At 51.6% G+C, this 13,730-nt stretch carries 14 protein-coding genes; 12 read left to right on the top strand and 2 right to left on the bottom strand.

The genetic code is table 11. From position 1 onward, the window contains the following. Window positions 1-109: 109 nt before the first annotated feature. Entirely contained in the window at window positions 110-295 is a 186-nt protein-coding gene (locus CGZ75_RS16265) for a YjzC family protein (RefSeq protein WP_089525318.1), read from the bottom strand. 356 nt (window positions 296-651) lie between these two features. Between CGZ75_RS16265 and rpsF the strand changes: the two genes are divergently transcribed. The 3 genes from rpsF to rpsR are packed head-to-tail and all read left to right on the top strand — an operon-like array spanning window position 652 to window position 1,834. Further along, window positions 652-936 (top strand): 30S ribosomal protein S6, encoded by a 285-nt coding sequence (gene rpsF, locus CGZ75_RS16260; protein WP_089525317.1) that lies wholly within the window; start codon window positions 652-654, stop codon window positions 934-936. A 33-nt stretch (window positions 937-969) separates the two neighbouring features. Next, complete coding sequence (gene ssb, locus CGZ75_RS16255) at window positions 970-1,536, top strand: single-stranded DNA-binding protein (RefSeq protein WP_089525316.1); 567 nt, start codon at window positions 970-972, stop codon at window positions 1,534-1,536. A 19-nt stretch (window positions 1,537-1,555) separates the two neighbouring features. Then, window positions 1,556-1,834: a 30S ribosomal protein S18 gene (gene rpsR, locus CGZ75_RS16250; protein ID WP_089525315.1), complete on the top strand. Its 279-nt coding sequence runs from the start codon at window positions 1,556-1,558 to the stop codon at window positions 1,832-1,834. 135 nt (window positions 1,835-1,969) lie between these two features. Here rpsR and CGZ75_RS16245 read toward each other — a convergent pair whose 3' ends face one another. After that, a complete protein-coding gene (locus tag CGZ75_RS16245; RefSeq protein WP_089525314.1) occupies window positions 1,970-3,349 on the bottom strand; it encodes a hemolysin family protein in 1,380 nt (459 codons plus the stop codon). A gap of 239 nt (window positions 3,350-3,588) precedes the next feature. On the opposite strand from CGZ75_RS16245, the gene CGZ75_RS16240 reads away from it, so the two are divergent. The 9 genes from CGZ75_RS16240 (at window position 3,589) to CGZ75_RS16195 (ending at window position 13,683) form a co-directional block, all read left to right on the top strand. After that, entirely contained in the window at window positions 3,589-4,353 is a 765-nt protein-coding gene (locus CGZ75_RS16240) for a DUF1836 domain-containing protein (protein WP_089525313.1), read from the top strand. A gap of 101 nt (window positions 4,354-4,454) precedes the next feature. Then, window positions 4,455-5,546 carry an LCP family protein gene (locus tag CGZ75_RS16235; protein WP_089525312.1) on the top strand — a complete coding sequence of 364 codons (1,092 nt, stop codon included), beginning with the start codon at window positions 4,455-4,457 and terminating at the stop codon, window positions 5,544-5,546. A gap of 37 nt (window positions 5,547-5,583) precedes the next feature. After that, window positions 5,584-6,015 (top strand): CBS domain-containing protein, encoded by a 432-nt coding sequence (locus CGZ75_RS16230; protein ID WP_089525311.1) that lies wholly within the window; start codon window positions 5,584-5,586, stop codon window positions 6,013-6,015. Window positions 6,016-6,263: 248 nt separating this feature from the next. Continuing rightward, window positions 6,264-7,166, top strand: a complete 903-nt coding sequence (locus CGZ75_RS16225; protein ID WP_089525310.1) for a DUF2232 domain-containing protein — start codon at window positions 6,264-6,266, stop codon at window positions 7,164-7,166. Between the two features lie 15 nt (window positions 7,167-7,181). Continuing rightward, on the top strand, window positions 7,182-9,143 hold the full coding sequence (locus tag CGZ75_RS16220; protein ID WP_089525309.1) for a DHH family phosphoesterase: 1,962 nt from the start codon (window positions 7,182-7,184) through the stop codon (window positions 9,141-9,143). Continuing rightward, on the top strand, window positions 9,140-9,586 hold the full coding sequence (rplI, locus tag CGZ75_RS16215) for a 50S ribosomal protein L9 (RefSeq protein WP_089525308.1): 447 nt from the start codon (window positions 9,140-9,142) through the stop codon (window positions 9,584-9,586). Before CGZ75_RS16220 ends, rplI begins: the two co-directional genes overlap by 4 nt. A gap of 19 nt (window positions 9,587-9,605) precedes the next feature. Beyond that, window positions 9,606-10,961, top strand: coding sequence for a replicative DNA helicase (gene dnaB / locus CGZ75_RS16210; protein WP_089525307.1), 1,356 nt, complete (start codon window positions 9,606-9,608; stop codon window positions 10,959-10,961). Between the two features lie 498 nt (window positions 10,962-11,459). Further along, entirely contained in the window at window positions 11,460-12,746 is a 1,287-nt protein-coding gene (locus tag CGZ75_RS16205) for an adenylosuccinate synthase (protein ID WP_089525306.1), read from the top strand. Window positions 12,747-12,960: 214 nt separating this feature from the next. After that, on the top strand, window positions 12,961-13,683 hold the full coding sequence (locus CGZ75_RS16195) for a hypothetical protein (RefSeq protein ID WP_089525304.1): 723 nt from the start codon (window positions 12,961-12,963) through the stop codon (window positions 13,681-13,683). Window positions 13,684-13,730 lie beyond the last annotated feature (47 nt).

Below are 13,730 nucleotides of genomic sequence, written 5' to 3'. Positions count from 1 at the left end.
GTCCTTGCGCTTTTTAAGGCCAACGGAACCACGCCCTCATCTTGTCGCGCCGTCGAAGATAGTATGGCTGCTCAGCAATATTTTATTCAGCCTTTTAGCACATGCCGCTTTAAACCTTCGGCATTTTGACCCAGACCCGGTTATGGTTTGAGTTCTTTGGAAAATGTTGTCCCTTTTTCAATGAAATCTTTTTGGGATGGGAGATGCCCATGTGGAAGGAATCTTCTCCCGCTTCCATATACCATCCGTCATTGGGTGCTTTGAAGCCGGCCTCAAACTTGGTACGCTCGCCCATACCGTATCTCCACCTTCAGCTCGGATTCGGCCCCGAAAACCGACGACAGATGGCTTTCCATACCGTAACCTCATGGTCTAAGGGATGTTCCCAGACATTTCTGAGCTTCTTATGGAGCCAATCCGGCGTGTTCCATCGTTCGGGGCCGGATGCTTATTTTTTACCGAAGGGATCGAAATCATCAGCGGCAATAATTCGCATGGATAGCCGGAAGTCAGCCTCGTCAGGAATGCGCTAAGCTTGCGTCAGACAAGCTGTTCTGCTATAGTAGATTGGTATGCGAGTTAATCCTCGCTCCTTGCTCTTACGTCCATTTGGATGAGAGGGCCGCTTAGTCCAAGAGGAGGTGAATCATAGTGCGCAAATACGAACTGATGTATATCATTCGTCCGGAGACGGAGCAAGAAGCAGTTCAAGCTCTCGTCGAAAAATTCAATGGCATCATCGCGAATGGCGGAGAAGTATCCAAGTCCGACGTTCTCGGTAAACGCCGTCTTGCGTATGAGATCAACAAGATCCGTGACGGGATCTACGTTCTTGTCCACTTTACGGGTACAACCGAAGTGGTCAATGAGCTGGATCGCGTTATCAAGATCACGGATGATGTTATCCGTTTCCTGATCGTCAAAGACGCGGCGTAAGCCAAGATTTAGCTGACTTGGGAGGTTGGTACGATGTTGAACCGTGTCATTCTGATCGGCAGACTGACCAAAGATCCGGAGCTTCGCTATACCCCTGCAGGAGTTGCGGTAACGCAATTCACGCTGGCGGTGGACCGGCCCTTTAACAGCCAGTCCGGCGAGCGCGAAGCCGACTTTATTCCAATTGTCACCTGGAGGCAGCTGGCTGAAACCTGCGCCAACTATCTGCGCAAAGGCCGTCTGACGGCGGTCGAAGGCCGGATGCAAGTACGGAACTACGAAAACAATGAAGGCAAGCGTGTCTACGTGACCGAAATAATTGCCGACAACGTTCGGTTCCTGGAATCCGGTAACCGCGAAGGCGGTTCGCGTGAAGAGGGCTCTACTTATAGTGGAGGCAGTGGAGGCAACAGCAGCAACAACGGTGGCGGCGGTAATTATGGCGGCAACAATAGCGGCGGCGGTCAATCAGGCGGCGGAAGCCAAGGCGGAGGTTCCTACGGGGGCAATCGCGGTGGCGGAGGTTCTTCCAACAGCCGAGATCCTTTCTCGGATGACGGACGTCCTATCGACATCTCCGAAGATGATTTGCCATTTTAAAGGAAAGGACGGATAGACCATGGGTTTCAAACAAAGAGAAGACAACGGCGAGCGTCCAGAACGCAAGTTCCGCAAAGGCGGCCGTAACAAGCGCCGTAAAGTCTGCTACTTCACCGTGAATAAAATCAAGAGCATTGATTATAAAGACACGGACCTGCTCCGCAAGTTCATCAGCGAGCGCGGCAAAATTTTGCCACGTCGTGTGACGGGCACAAGTGCGAAATACCAGCGCGCCCTGACGATTGCGATCAAACGCTCTCGCCAAGTGGCTCTGCTGCCTTATACGACGGACAACTAAACCGTCTCAGAAAGCAGCTCTTCCTTACGGAGGGGCTGTTTTTTTTGTGTGGAAATGGGGATCATCCAGGGATGAGTTCGCCTGAAAGACAAAAAAACCGGCTGCCCATTCGGGGCAACCGGTTAAAACGATTTGTTAGGTTGTAGACTCTTCGTTCATTCCGGCTTGAGCTTGTGTTTGAGCCTGAGCTTGCGCTTCAGCCGAAGAAATTTCGTCTTCTGTATGAATAATGAGCTCCACTTTGCGAATACGGTTTTTGGTCGTTTCGCGGATGATGAAGGTCAGATTATCATGTTCATAGCGAACGCCTGGTTTAGGTGCCTGTAGGCGGGTGTAGAGCCAGCCACCGACCGTGTCGGTATCTTCATTATCAAAGTCATGCTGGGTCAGAACGCCGAGCTCATCGAGCGAAACCTTGCCGTCCAGCAGATAACAGTTCTCTTCAAGCTTCTCGACATCGCGCCGTTCGTCCTCATCGAATTCGTCACGGATCTCGCCGACGATCTCTTCAAGAATATCCTCGATCGTAATTAAACCGGAAGTTCCGCCGTATTCATCTACAAGCATTGCGATGTGAACACGTTCTTGCTGCATGCGCTTGAGAAGCTGCTTGACGGGAATGCTCTCAGGTACGGATACAACCGGATGAATCAGATCACGGAAGTTGAATTCTGGATCTTCATGGTACGTCAGGAAAAGCTGCTTCGTGTTAATCATGCCCACGATATTGTCTTTGCTCTCGGAGGCAACGGGGAAGCGCGTATATTGCTCTTTTTGGATGACGGCGAGATTCTCTTCACGGGAATGGTTCGTATAAAGACAAACCATATCGGTACGTGGAACCATGATCTCGCGAGCGACCATCTCATCAAAAGCAAAGATTCGGCTAACATAGCCATACTCGGTATTGTTGATCTTACCGCTCTGAAGGCTCTCGCTCAGAATGATCTGAATTTCTTCCTCCGAGTGGGAATCTTCATGTTCGCTGACGGCATGCAGGCCGAACAGGCGGACCAGAGCGTTAGCGGAACCGTTGAGCAACCAGATGAACGGATAAAGAATGCGGTGGAACAAGATGATCGGCCTTGCAACCAGAAAGCTGATAAACTCGGCTTTTTGGATCGCCCAGGTTTTAGGTGCGAGCTCACCAACTACAACATGCAAATAAGTCACGAACAGAAAGGCAATGAGAAAGGACAGGATACCGGCCAGATTGTCGTTAAGCTGAAATTGGTTAAAGAGCGGATGTAGGATTTCTTCTACCGTTGGCTCGCCGAGCCAGCCGAGGCCGAGCGCGGTAATCGTTATCCCAAGCTGACAGGCAGACAGGTATCCATCCAGATTGCTCGTCACTTTCTGCACGGCCAAAGCACCTTTGCGCCCCTCTATGACCAGCTGATTGACACGGCTGGGGCGAATCCGGATAATAGCGAATTCCGTCGCCACGAAGAAGGCAGTGAAGCAAATCAGCAATGCAACCAAGCCCAAATTCAACCCTATACTACTACCGTCCATTCTAAATCATCGACATCCTTTATCTAACTAGAATAAGTTCTTATGAACCAGTATAACGAACCTATTGCTCGTACAGCAACTGTTTGAAAGCTCGTTAAGGACGGTATAAGGCATTGTAAGCCTCACAGAGGGGTCCAATCGGACTTTTTCTCCTTGAAGCCCTTCTTTACACGCGCAGAAGGCGGACTTATGATAGGTTCATATGAACTCCACCCTTATTTCGAAAGGAGGAAGCGGTAGTGGAATCCTTTATGCTGACTCGGTTCCAGATGGCAGACCTGCTTCTGTCGCTTAATGGCGGCGGCTCACGAAGCCCGATTCAGATCGTCCAGGAAGCCTGGAAAAAAGAGCATCATGACCAAGTTGCTTCAGGAAAAGCGCTGCCAGCTTTCCTCTCTACGGAATGGCCGTTAGTACTGGAGAAGCTAATTAAAGGGCAAGGCATCAAGGGCGTATCGCTGCAGGAAGCAGCAGCATTGGGAGGTCGGGTCGAATATTCTTCACTTTCGATAACGGCGATGCAAAATTGGGTCAAAAGGGACTTCAAGCCCTTTTTTGAATCACCCAAGGCCGGCAAAAAATACTCTCTTGAGCAGGCGGCGCTTCTTTTCATCGTGGATGATCTGAAGGCTAGTCTCGATTTTGAATCGATCCGCAAGCTGTTCGAGCGATTGTTCCGTGCTTCGGCGGACGGCTCCTGCTGCCCGCTGCTTGGGCCGATCGAGTTTTATCGGGCCTATTCTTCCCTGTTTGAGGAGATGGATGCGGACGGAGATCAAATTCTGGATTCAGGTCCCGAAATGGTGGAAGACAGCGGCAACGGGACGCTGGAGCTGCGCGTTCGCGAAGCAGCTGGCCGTTATGTCAGTCGGCTGAATGGGCTTGAGGAGCTGGATAAAGAAATGCTCGGTAATATGCTGCTAATTGCGGTTTTTTCCGTACAGGCAGCTTACTTCCATGCGCTTACGCGCCGCTATTGCAATGCAACTTTATTTCTGAACTAAATCATTTTAAGAGTTTTGTAACTATTCTTTAAGGATACTCGTCTACACTTAGGCTAAACTAAATGAAGCTTATATGCTCAAATAGAAAGGAACTTTATCATATGAAGCCAAAAAAATCACGTACCCGCCGGATTTGGACGTGGACTGCTTCTATTATGGCGGTGCTGCTCATCCTCGGCGCAGCCGGGTATTATAACCGGACTACTTTGGCCCTTTGGGGATTCGACATGTTCCTGGCCAGTGACGTGAAGAAAAAACTCGAACCATCTTATAAACCAATTGACAGTAATCCAGCTACAGAAAAGGTAAAATACACAAAAGCCGATCCCTACTCCGTGTTATTGCTTGGTGTAGACGCCCGAGATGCGGAGCAAGGTCGTTCCGACACGATGATGTATACCGTTGTTCGTCCCACAGATGGCGCGATTTTAATGGTGTCGATTCCGCGCGATACGTACACAGAAATTGTCGGAAGGGATAGGGAAGATAAAATTACTCATGCCTATGCGTTCGGCGGAGCCAAAATGGCGGTAGACACGGTGGAGAACCTACTCGGCAACGAGGTGGACTACTATGCAGCCGTCAACTTTAACGGTTTCAAGGCGCTGATCGACGCGATGGGCGGTATTTCCCTGCCCGTTGAGAAGGACCTAGTCAATGATGACCCGGGCCATGAGAAATTTGTCGTTAAAGCCGGACAAGATAAATACATGGGAAGGGATGCTCTGAACTTTGTTCGCTATCGTGAGGATGCCGGTGGTGACCTCAGTCGCACGGAGCGTCAGCAGACTTTTGTTGAAGCTATTATGGATGAAGCTTCAGGCATGTCTTCTTGGCCCCGCATACCGGAATATGTCGGCATTATGGGAGAGAACTTCGCGACGGACATTCCTCCAAGCGATATGATTGAAATGGCCAAGGCGATGATTCAAGGCAATAATCGGGCGATCTACACGCATACCCTCAAAGGTGAGGGCGGTAGACATAGCGACACCGGGGCCTGGTATTATTTTGCGGATGAAGAGGATGTTGAGAAGAGCAAACAGCTCATTATTGACTGGATGAATCCGGATAAAACAATGGTGGATCTGACCGGCAACGGGGGCTCGGCCCAAAAGGATACGCTGGATGCTGTAGAAGACGTAAAGAGCTTGGATCAGGTGGTAACCACATCATCTGTCGGCTCGGATTAATAGCGCCTTCGGCAAGAGAATGGGAGTGTCTTTCAAGATGAACATTGCTTTTTTCCTCCTTCCAAAAGCAGAAGTGATTACGTTGACCCTGGAGGCTACGCTGCGCCAAACGCTAGAGAAGATGGAGCATCATCGTTACACAGCAGTACCGATATTAGACCAACACGGCGCCTACGCGGCAACGGTGACAGAAGGCGATTTGCTCTGGTTCATGAAAAACGCCAACTTGAACTTTGATCAGACGAATCGGGTTAGGCTTGCCGAGGTTCCAATGCGTGTGAATCTGAAGCCGGTTCGCATTGACGCCAACATGGAAGATCTGATCTCGCTGGCTAAGGTGCAGAACTTCGTACCCGTTGTGGATGACATGAATCGCTTCATCGGTATTGTGCGTCGTAGTGATATTATCGACTATTGCGCAGAAGGTCTGTTCCGCGGTGAAGAAGAATCGGCCGTCGGCCGGGACTAACAATTGTAGAAACATCAATAGCCCTAGTGAACCGCTTTTGCGGGGAACAGGGCTTTTTCATTTTTTATCTATTGCTGACGTATGGAGTCGCATTATGGAAGTGCTAGGTGGTGTCTGGAGACAGGCTGGCAAGCCGGTGCGAATCCGCTTGTAGGACAGCGATTTGTGGTATAATGGGTGGTACAGCTTCTTACGAGCCTGCCTCAAGACAGGCTTAGACGAACGATGAAGATATGAGGTGAACGGGCTTGAAAACCGGTGGTAAATCCATCCTGTGGAGCGTTGCCGCTCTCTTGCTGCTGCTCTCGATAGGAGTGCCGCTGCTCAATGTGCTTACCGTCACCTTGTTGATGGTGCCTTACGTGGTGTTATACACTACTTTGCCAAAGGGCCTGTTTTTTGCCCACTTGATTCCAGTATGGATCCTTGCATTTTTTATGGTCGGCCCGGCTCCATTAATTGTTGGACTCTTTTTCCTCGTACCCGCTATAGTCATGGGCCATTATTATCGAACCGATAAGCCGGTACGCTCCAGGATGACTGCTGTACTGGTCAGCATCGTCGCCATCGTACTGCTTGAATTGCTCGTTTTTGATGCCGTGCTGGATCTGTCGGTCATCGGCGCGCTGCAGGATCAAATCCGATCTGTAGCCAATACGGTCGCAAGCGAGCCTGCCGTAAGTAGTCTGTGGACGCCGGAAATGATCGATCAGCTAGTAGAGTCCACGGTACAAGTCATTCCGCAGGCTTTGCTGCTGTCTGCTTTCATGCTGACGGCGATTGCCCAATATATATCCAGGAGGGCATTGTCTTCCTACGGCATCAATGTGAAGGGACTTCCGCCTGCGCATGAATGGCGGGTTCCACGTTTGCTTGTTACGTATTACCTGATTGCTCTACTGCTGCAACTGTTCGTTCCTGCAGGGGACGATTCGTTTATGACGACAGCGCTGGTCAATCTGGTTCCACTGCTGCGGTTCGTGTTTACGGTGCAGGCTATAGGCTTTTTCTTCTTCCTGGCGCATGAGAAGCGATGGCCGAAGGGCGTGCCGGTTTTCATTGGCTTCCTGTTGCTCGTATTCCCGCCTCTTAGCTTAATCGGGGTACTGGATGCGGCGTTCCCGATTCGCAAATCGTTCCAGAAACCTTGAACAGGGGCGTGAATTATGCCTAAATTGCTTCTCAAGCGCTGGCACGGGCTGCATGTTGTAAGTTGGCTGATCTCTATGGTGTTGCTTACGGCGGCGCTGCTAACCTACAACTTGCTGCTCGGAATCATCGCCTTCGCCTTGACGGTCGGCTGTGGCGTCTACACGTATTTGGCGGAGCGGGCCTTTCGGCGCGATCTCAAGAAATACCTTGGAACCCTCTCCTACCGAATTAAAAAAGTCGGCAGCGAGGTCATTCAAGAGTTGCCTCTCGGTATTATTTTATTCAATGATGATCGCGTAGTGGAATGGCATAACCCGTTCGTGTCGGAGATGATGGAGGAGGATTCCGTCATCGGTGTACCGCTGCTGGAGCTGTTTCCTGCGCTGGCGCAAACAAAAGATCGTCCAGGCAAGCTAGAGATAGCTATTGGAGCCGATATATACGAGTTGCTTTACAAGCCGGCTGAGAAGCTGCTGTACGTGCGTGATATTACCGATATGTGGCAGCTCTCCAAGCGGTATGAGGAAGAGAAGTCGGCGCTCGGCATCGTCTTCATCGACAACCTTGATGAGGTCACGCAGTCGATGGACGATCAGCAGCGCACGATGTTGCTGTCTCGCGTAACAGCTGAGATTACAGAATGGTCACAGCGCGAAAATCTTTACCTGAAGCGGCTTAACTCCGATCGCTTCCTACTCATTACGGATCAGCGGACGCTACGCCAGCTGGAACTTTCCAAGTTCATCATCCTGGACGAGGTCCGGGAGATGACAGGAGATATGAAAATTCCGATGACGCTGAGCATCGGCTTCGCCGCAGGAGCGGGTAGCATTCAGGAGCTCGGCCAATGGGCACAGGTCAGTTTGGATATGGCGCTTGGTCGCGGCGGTGATCAGGCGGCCGTTAAAGTTGGCGAGCGCACGAGCTTTTACGGCGGCAAGTCCAATGCTGTTGAGAAGCGCACGCGTGTGCGAGCTCGGGTTGTGGCCCATGCGCTGCGGGATATGATCCGCGAGAGTGAAAAGGTAGTTATTGTCGGCCACAAAATGCCGGATATGGATGCTATCGGCGCGGCGGTCGGCGTGGCTAAGATGGCTCAGCATTTGGGCAAGGAAGCGTTCATCGTACTTGAGGGGGTCAATCCGGCTATCCAAAAGATGATGGAAATGATCCGAGAGGATGAGCGGTTATACCGTCGCTTCATTTCGCCGGAACAGAGTGTAGCTCTCGTTGACGGACGTACGCTCGTAGTCGTTGTTGATACGCATAAGGCATCGATGCTCAAGGAACCGCGCATTCTGAGTCAGACGAACCGGATCGTCGTCATTGATCATCATCGGCGTGGCGAGGAATTTATTCCGAACTCGGTGCTTGTTTATATGGAGCCATATGCATCATCGGCCTGCGAGCTGGTGACGGAGTTGCTCCAATACATCCACGATCGGCTTGTGCTTGATATTCGGGAAGCAACCGTGCTTCTCGCCGGTATTACCGTTGACACGAAGAGCTTTGCGATGCGCACTGGTGCACGGACGTTCGAGGCGGCATCGTTCCTGAGACGCAACGGAGCGGATACTTCGATCGTGCAACGAATGCTCAAAGAAGATCTCGAGGAATTCCTTAAAAAAGCGGATATCATCAAACATGCTGAGGTTTTATATAGTCATATTGCATTAGCGGTGACGGAGCCTGGCAAGCGCTATTCACAGCTGTTGATCGCGCAGTCTGCCGATACACTGCTTAATATGACGGGCATTCAGGCTTCCTTTGTTATTGGGGAGCGTCAGGACGGCGTCGTCAACATAAGTGCTCGTTCGCTCGGCCAAATGAACGTACAGATCGTAATGGAGCGGATGGGCGGAGGCGGACATCTTACCAATGCTGCCTGCCAGCAAGAGGGCACCGTTCCGGAAGTAGAAGCTAAGCTGAAGCTTGTGTTGCAGCAAATCCATGAGGAAGAGGGGTTATTTGAATGAAAGTCATTTTTCTGCAAGATGTAAAGGGTCAAGGCAAGCGTGGAGAGATCAAGGAAGTGTCGGAGGGCTACGTGCGTAACTTCCTGTTGCCGAAGGGTCTGGTAAAGGCTGCTGAGGCAGGTAATATCAAGACGCTTGAGATGCAGAAGGCATCCGAGGACAAACGCAAAGCTCAAGAGAAGGCGGATGCCCAAGCGTTGGCTGACAAGCTGGCGGAGCTTACGATCGTCGTTCGTACCAAGGCTGGCGAGGGTGGCCGTCTCTTCGGAGCTATTACGACGAAGCAGATTGCCGAGGCACTGGAGAAGCAAGAGGGCATCAAGCTCGACAAGCGCAAGATCGAGATGCAGGAGCCGATTCGCGCGCTCGGCTTCACGAATCTGGAAGTAAAGCTGCATCCGCAGGTTAAGGGCAAGCTAAAGGTGCAGGCGGCAGAAGAATGAGAATGGAGGCTCAAGAGGGATGAACCAAGACGGCTTGATGTTCGACCGGGTCCCCCCTCAAAACCTGGAAGCCGAGCAGGCAGTGCTGGGCGCTGTACTGCTGCAGGCGGAAACGTTGATTACGGCGATGGAGAAAATCCGTGCCGAGGACTTCTATCTCACTTCTCATCAGCTCATCTATGAAGCGATGATCGAGCTCGGAGAAAACAATCAGCCGATTGACCTCGTGACGCTCACGGCTTATCTCAGCGACCGCGCGCAATTGGAGGAGGTAGGCGGGGTCAGCTATTTGGCCAAGCTTGCCACCGTCGTGCCGACTGCGGCGAACGTTGAGTATTACGCTCAGATCGTCGAAGAGAAGTCGATGCTGCGGCGTTTGATCCGCACGGCGACGACGATCGTCTCCGACGGTTACGGCTCAGCCGACGACATCGGCCTCATGCTCAGCGAAGCGGAGTCCCGCATTATGGAGATCGCCAACCGGCGCTCCAGCAGCGGTTTTGTGTCCATCCGCGATGTGCTGATGGAAGTATTCGAGCGGGTTGAGTTTTTATATACGAACAAAGGCGGATCTACGGGTATTCCGTCGGGTTTTATCGATTTGGACAAAATGACGAGCGGCTTCCAGAAAAATGACCTCATCATCGTTGCTGCGCGTCCTTCGGTCGGTAAAACGGCGTTTGCGCTCAATATTGCTCAAAACGTCGGCGTTCGCTCGCGCGAGACAGTGGCGATCTTCTCGCTAGAGATGAGCGCTGCACAGCTCGTGCAGCGTATGGTATGCGCGGAGTCCAACGTAGACGCCGGCCGTATGCGGACAGGCTTCCTGGAAGGCGACGACTGGGAGAAGCTCACGATGGCCATTGGAGCGCTGTCGGAGGCGGAGATCTATATCGACGATACGCCTGGTATTACCGTCAGCGATATTCGTGCCAAATGCCGTCGGCTCAAAAAGGAACGTAATCTCGGCATGATTCTCATCGACTATTTGCAGCTCATTCAGGGCCGCGGCAAGGCAGGGGAGAATCGCCAGCAGGAGGTTTCTGAGATTTCACGGACGCTCAAACAGATCGCTCGTGAGTTAGAAGTTCCTGTTATCGCTCTGTCGCAGCTTAGCCGGGGTGTTGAGCAGCGTCAGGACAAACGTCCGATGATGAGTGACTTGCGGGAATCGGGCTCGATCGAGCAAGATGCCGACATCGTCGCGTTCCTGTACCGGGACGACTACTACGATAAAGAGACCGAGAAGAAGAATATTATCGAGATCATTATCGCTAAGCAGCGTAACGGGCCTGTCGGTACCGTTGAGCTCGCTTTTCTCAAGAATTTTAATAAATTTGTTAGCTTAGACCGAACGCACGAGCCAGCATCATAGGGCTCGTGCGCTTCGGTCAGCGAACGCATGAGTCAAGCCTAGACAAAACTAACCTCCGTTGAACAGAGGTCCCTTTCGGAATGACTGAACTCGAAAGGCGGCTTTTGGATTCAACGGAGGTTTTCTGTACTTAGGAGATGGAATTCCAACTCCTCAACTCGCTTACCGGGTTCGATCTGATCAACCGTTTCCGCTGGCCTCTCCGTTAATGGCATAGTTAGGTTTTTAGATCTGATTTATGTTGTTTTATAAATATTGTTCTTTTAACATGAGAGTCGATCATAATCACCTCTAAATTCCGAACAATTCATGGCTCTATATATAGATTGTTCGCTTTTATATTTGACATGGCATGACAGGGCTGATAAACTAAGTTTGCTGCTTTTTTGGCCGCCCCATAACTTGCATGTGGTAACGTGACGCAGCGAAGTATGGCAGAACAGGCGGATGTAAACGATAAAGCAGTAAATTCCAAGCAAGCTAAGCGGAGGTATGATCATGTCTACGGTTGTTGTTGTCGGCACGCAGTGGGGAGACGAAGGAAAAGGTAAAATTACCGACTATCTGGCCGACGGTGCCGAAGTGGTAGCCCGTTATCAAGGCGGTAACAACGCCGGTCATACTATTCTCATCGACAACAAGAAATATAAGCTGACGATGATTCCATCCGGTATTTTTAATCATAATAAAACATGCGTCATCGGCAACGGAATGGTTATTAATCCGGCTGCCCTGCTCGACGAAATTGATTATATCCACGAGAACGGCTTCTCTACCGAGAACCTGAAAATCAGCGATCGCGCTCATGTCATTATGCCTTACCATCTCATCCTAGACGGGCTGGAAGAGGAGCGCAAAGGCGACAATAAAATCGGTACGACCCGTAAGGGCATCGGTCCTTGTTATATGGACAAAGCTGCCCGGAACGGCATCCGCATCGCGGACCTGATGGACGCAGAGGAATTCGAAGGCAAGCTGCGCCACCTCGTGACTGAAAAGAACCAAGTAATCCAGCAAGTATACGGTGGCGAACCGCTGAACGCTGACAACATCCTCGGTGAATATTTAACTCACGCGGAACGCATTCGCCCTTACGTGACGGATACATCTGTTGTCCTGAATGATGCTATCGACTCTGGTAAACATGTGCTTTTCGAGGGTGCTCAGGGTGTTATGCTGGATATCGACCAAGGCACGTACCCTTACGTGACATCCTCGAATCCGACTGCAGGCGGTGTATGTATCGGTTCCGGCGTTGGCCCGTCTAAGATTCAACAGGTCATCGGCGTAGCCAAAGCCTATACAACTCGCGTCGGCGACGGCCCGTTCCCGACTGAGCTGCATAATGCTATCGGCGATCAAATCCGTGAGACCGGCCATGAGTATGGTACGGTTACGGGGCGGCCACGCCGCGTTGGCTGGTTCGATACAGTCGTTGTGCGCCATGCACGTCGTGTCAGCGGTATCACTGGCCTGTCACTGAATTCTCTCGATGTCATGAGCGGCCTGGAAACGGTGAAAATCTGCACCGGCTACAAGCTGCGCGATGAAGTTATAGAGCACTATCCGGCTAGCTTGAAGCTGTTGTCGGAATGCGAAGCAGTGTATGAAGAGCTGCCGGGCTGGTCCGAGGACATTTCCGGCGCGAAGACACTGGACGACTTGCCAGAAAATACGCGCCGTTATGTGGAGCGTGTTTCCGAGCTGACTGGCATTCCGATCGCAATCTTCTCGGTTGGCCGCAATCGCGAGCAGACGAACCCAGTTCTCCCGATCTACGAATAAGAGGGCAACCATTGATTGAAGCCGCAGTTCCCGAGAGGGGCTGCAGCTTCTTTTTGTCGCGCTGGGATAATAGTTCGCTGACTGATGAGGAGAAAGGGGCGTATTGTACGCGCTTCTTGGAGATTTATTGTAGCCGATGGGTTGAAGAATGGCTTCTAGCTGCCTTGTCCATACTGATAGAGAGGATAGTGGCAATGGAAGGGAGGACTTATTCGTGAATTACAAGAAAACCGCCGCATGGTTCGGGAAAATGGCCGCAGCTGCGCTGCTGGTCAGCTTTCTATCCATATGGACGACAGGATATATCGTCACCAGTTATGTAGAGGTGTTGCTGAAGCAGTTCCACATCCCGCTGCAAGTGCAGCCGCTGACGATGAACGGCGTGTGGGGGCGTTTATGGGGGGCGGAGCAAGCTCCTGAGAGCGCCCTTCCCGCTACTGCGCCAATCGAAACCCCGGGAGCGAGCGATAGCGAGGGCTCAAGCGCGCTGCCATCGGCTGATCCAAGCGGCAGCCCTGGGGAGGATAACCCTACGGATGGCCAGACGGACATTCAAGCGAACGGCGATGATGGTGGCGATGGAGGGTCATCTGCCGGCGGCATAGATACGGATGCAGGGGCAAGTGGAATGGATGGCAAGACCAACGGCCAATATAGTGGAACGCCTAGTCCAGAGGCGGGAGAGGACTCTACAGAGCCCGGTACTAACGCGCCTGGCGGAAATGGAATTGATACCGGCGCAGATAGCAGACTGGACAATCCATCTTCCGAGGGCGGGACAGCCCCCTATTTTTCACCTGGTAAGGACACAGAAGACACTCCCGCAGCAAGCCCAGGCGGAGCTCCTTCAACAGGAGACTCTCCCTTGTATGAGCCAACTCCAGCGCCAGATTCAGAACCGGGAACATCTCTTCCAGGTAAGCCTCAGAATATGTAGTCAGGCAAGGGAAAGCGAGTTCAGACTTAAAAGTATTACTAGAGAAT

Source organism: Paenibacillus herberti, assembly GCF_002233675.1.
Classification (GTDB): domain Bacteria; phylum Bacillota; class Bacilli; order Paenibacillales; family Paenibacillaceae; genus Paenibacillus_O; species Paenibacillus_O herberti.
The sequence above is the reverse complement of the archived record's forward strand: the minus strand, read 5'-3'. Positions and strand labels throughout refer to the sequence as shown.

Bases quoted from the DNA above. Each gene is read 5' to 3' on its own strand.
- CGZ75_RS16265 (WP_089525318.1), bottom strand. From the start codon at position 295: ATGGGCGAGCGTACCAAGTTTGAGGCCGGCTTCAAAGCACCCAATGAC.
- ssb (WP_089525316.1), top strand. From the start codon at position 970: ATGTTGAACCGTGTCATTCTGATCGGCAGACTGACCAAAGATCCGGAG.
- rpsR (WP_089525315.1), top strand. From the start codon at position 1,556: ATGGGTTTCAAACAAAGAGAAGACAACGGCGAGCGTCCAGAACGCAAG.
- CGZ75_RS16245 (WP_089525314.1), bottom strand. From the start codon at position 3,349: ATGGACGGTAGTAGTATAGGGTTGAATTTGGGCTTGGTTGCATTGCTG.
- CGZ75_RS16235 (WP_089525312.1), top strand. From the start codon at position 4,455: ATGAAGCCAAAAAAATCACGTACCCGCCGGATTTGGACGTGGACTGCT.
- CGZ75_RS16230 (WP_089525311.1), top strand. From the start codon at position 5,584: ATGAACATTGCTTTTTTCCTCCTTCCAAAAGCAGAAGTGATTACGTTG.
- CGZ75_RS16220 (WP_089525309.1), top strand. From the start codon at position 7,182: ATGCCTAAATTGCTTCTCAAGCGCTGGCACGGGCTGCATGTTGTAAGT.
- rplI (WP_089525308.1), top strand. From the start codon at position 9,140: ATGAAAGTCATTTTTCTGCAAGATGTAAAGGGTCAAGGCAAGCGTGGA.
- dnaB (WP_089525307.1), top strand. From the start codon at position 9,606: ATGAACCAAGACGGCTTGATGTTCGACCGGGTCCCCCCTCAAAACCTG.
- CGZ75_RS16205 (WP_089525306.1), top strand. From the start codon at position 11,460: ATGTCTACGGTTGTTGTTGTCGGCACGCAGTGGGGAGACGAAGGAAAA.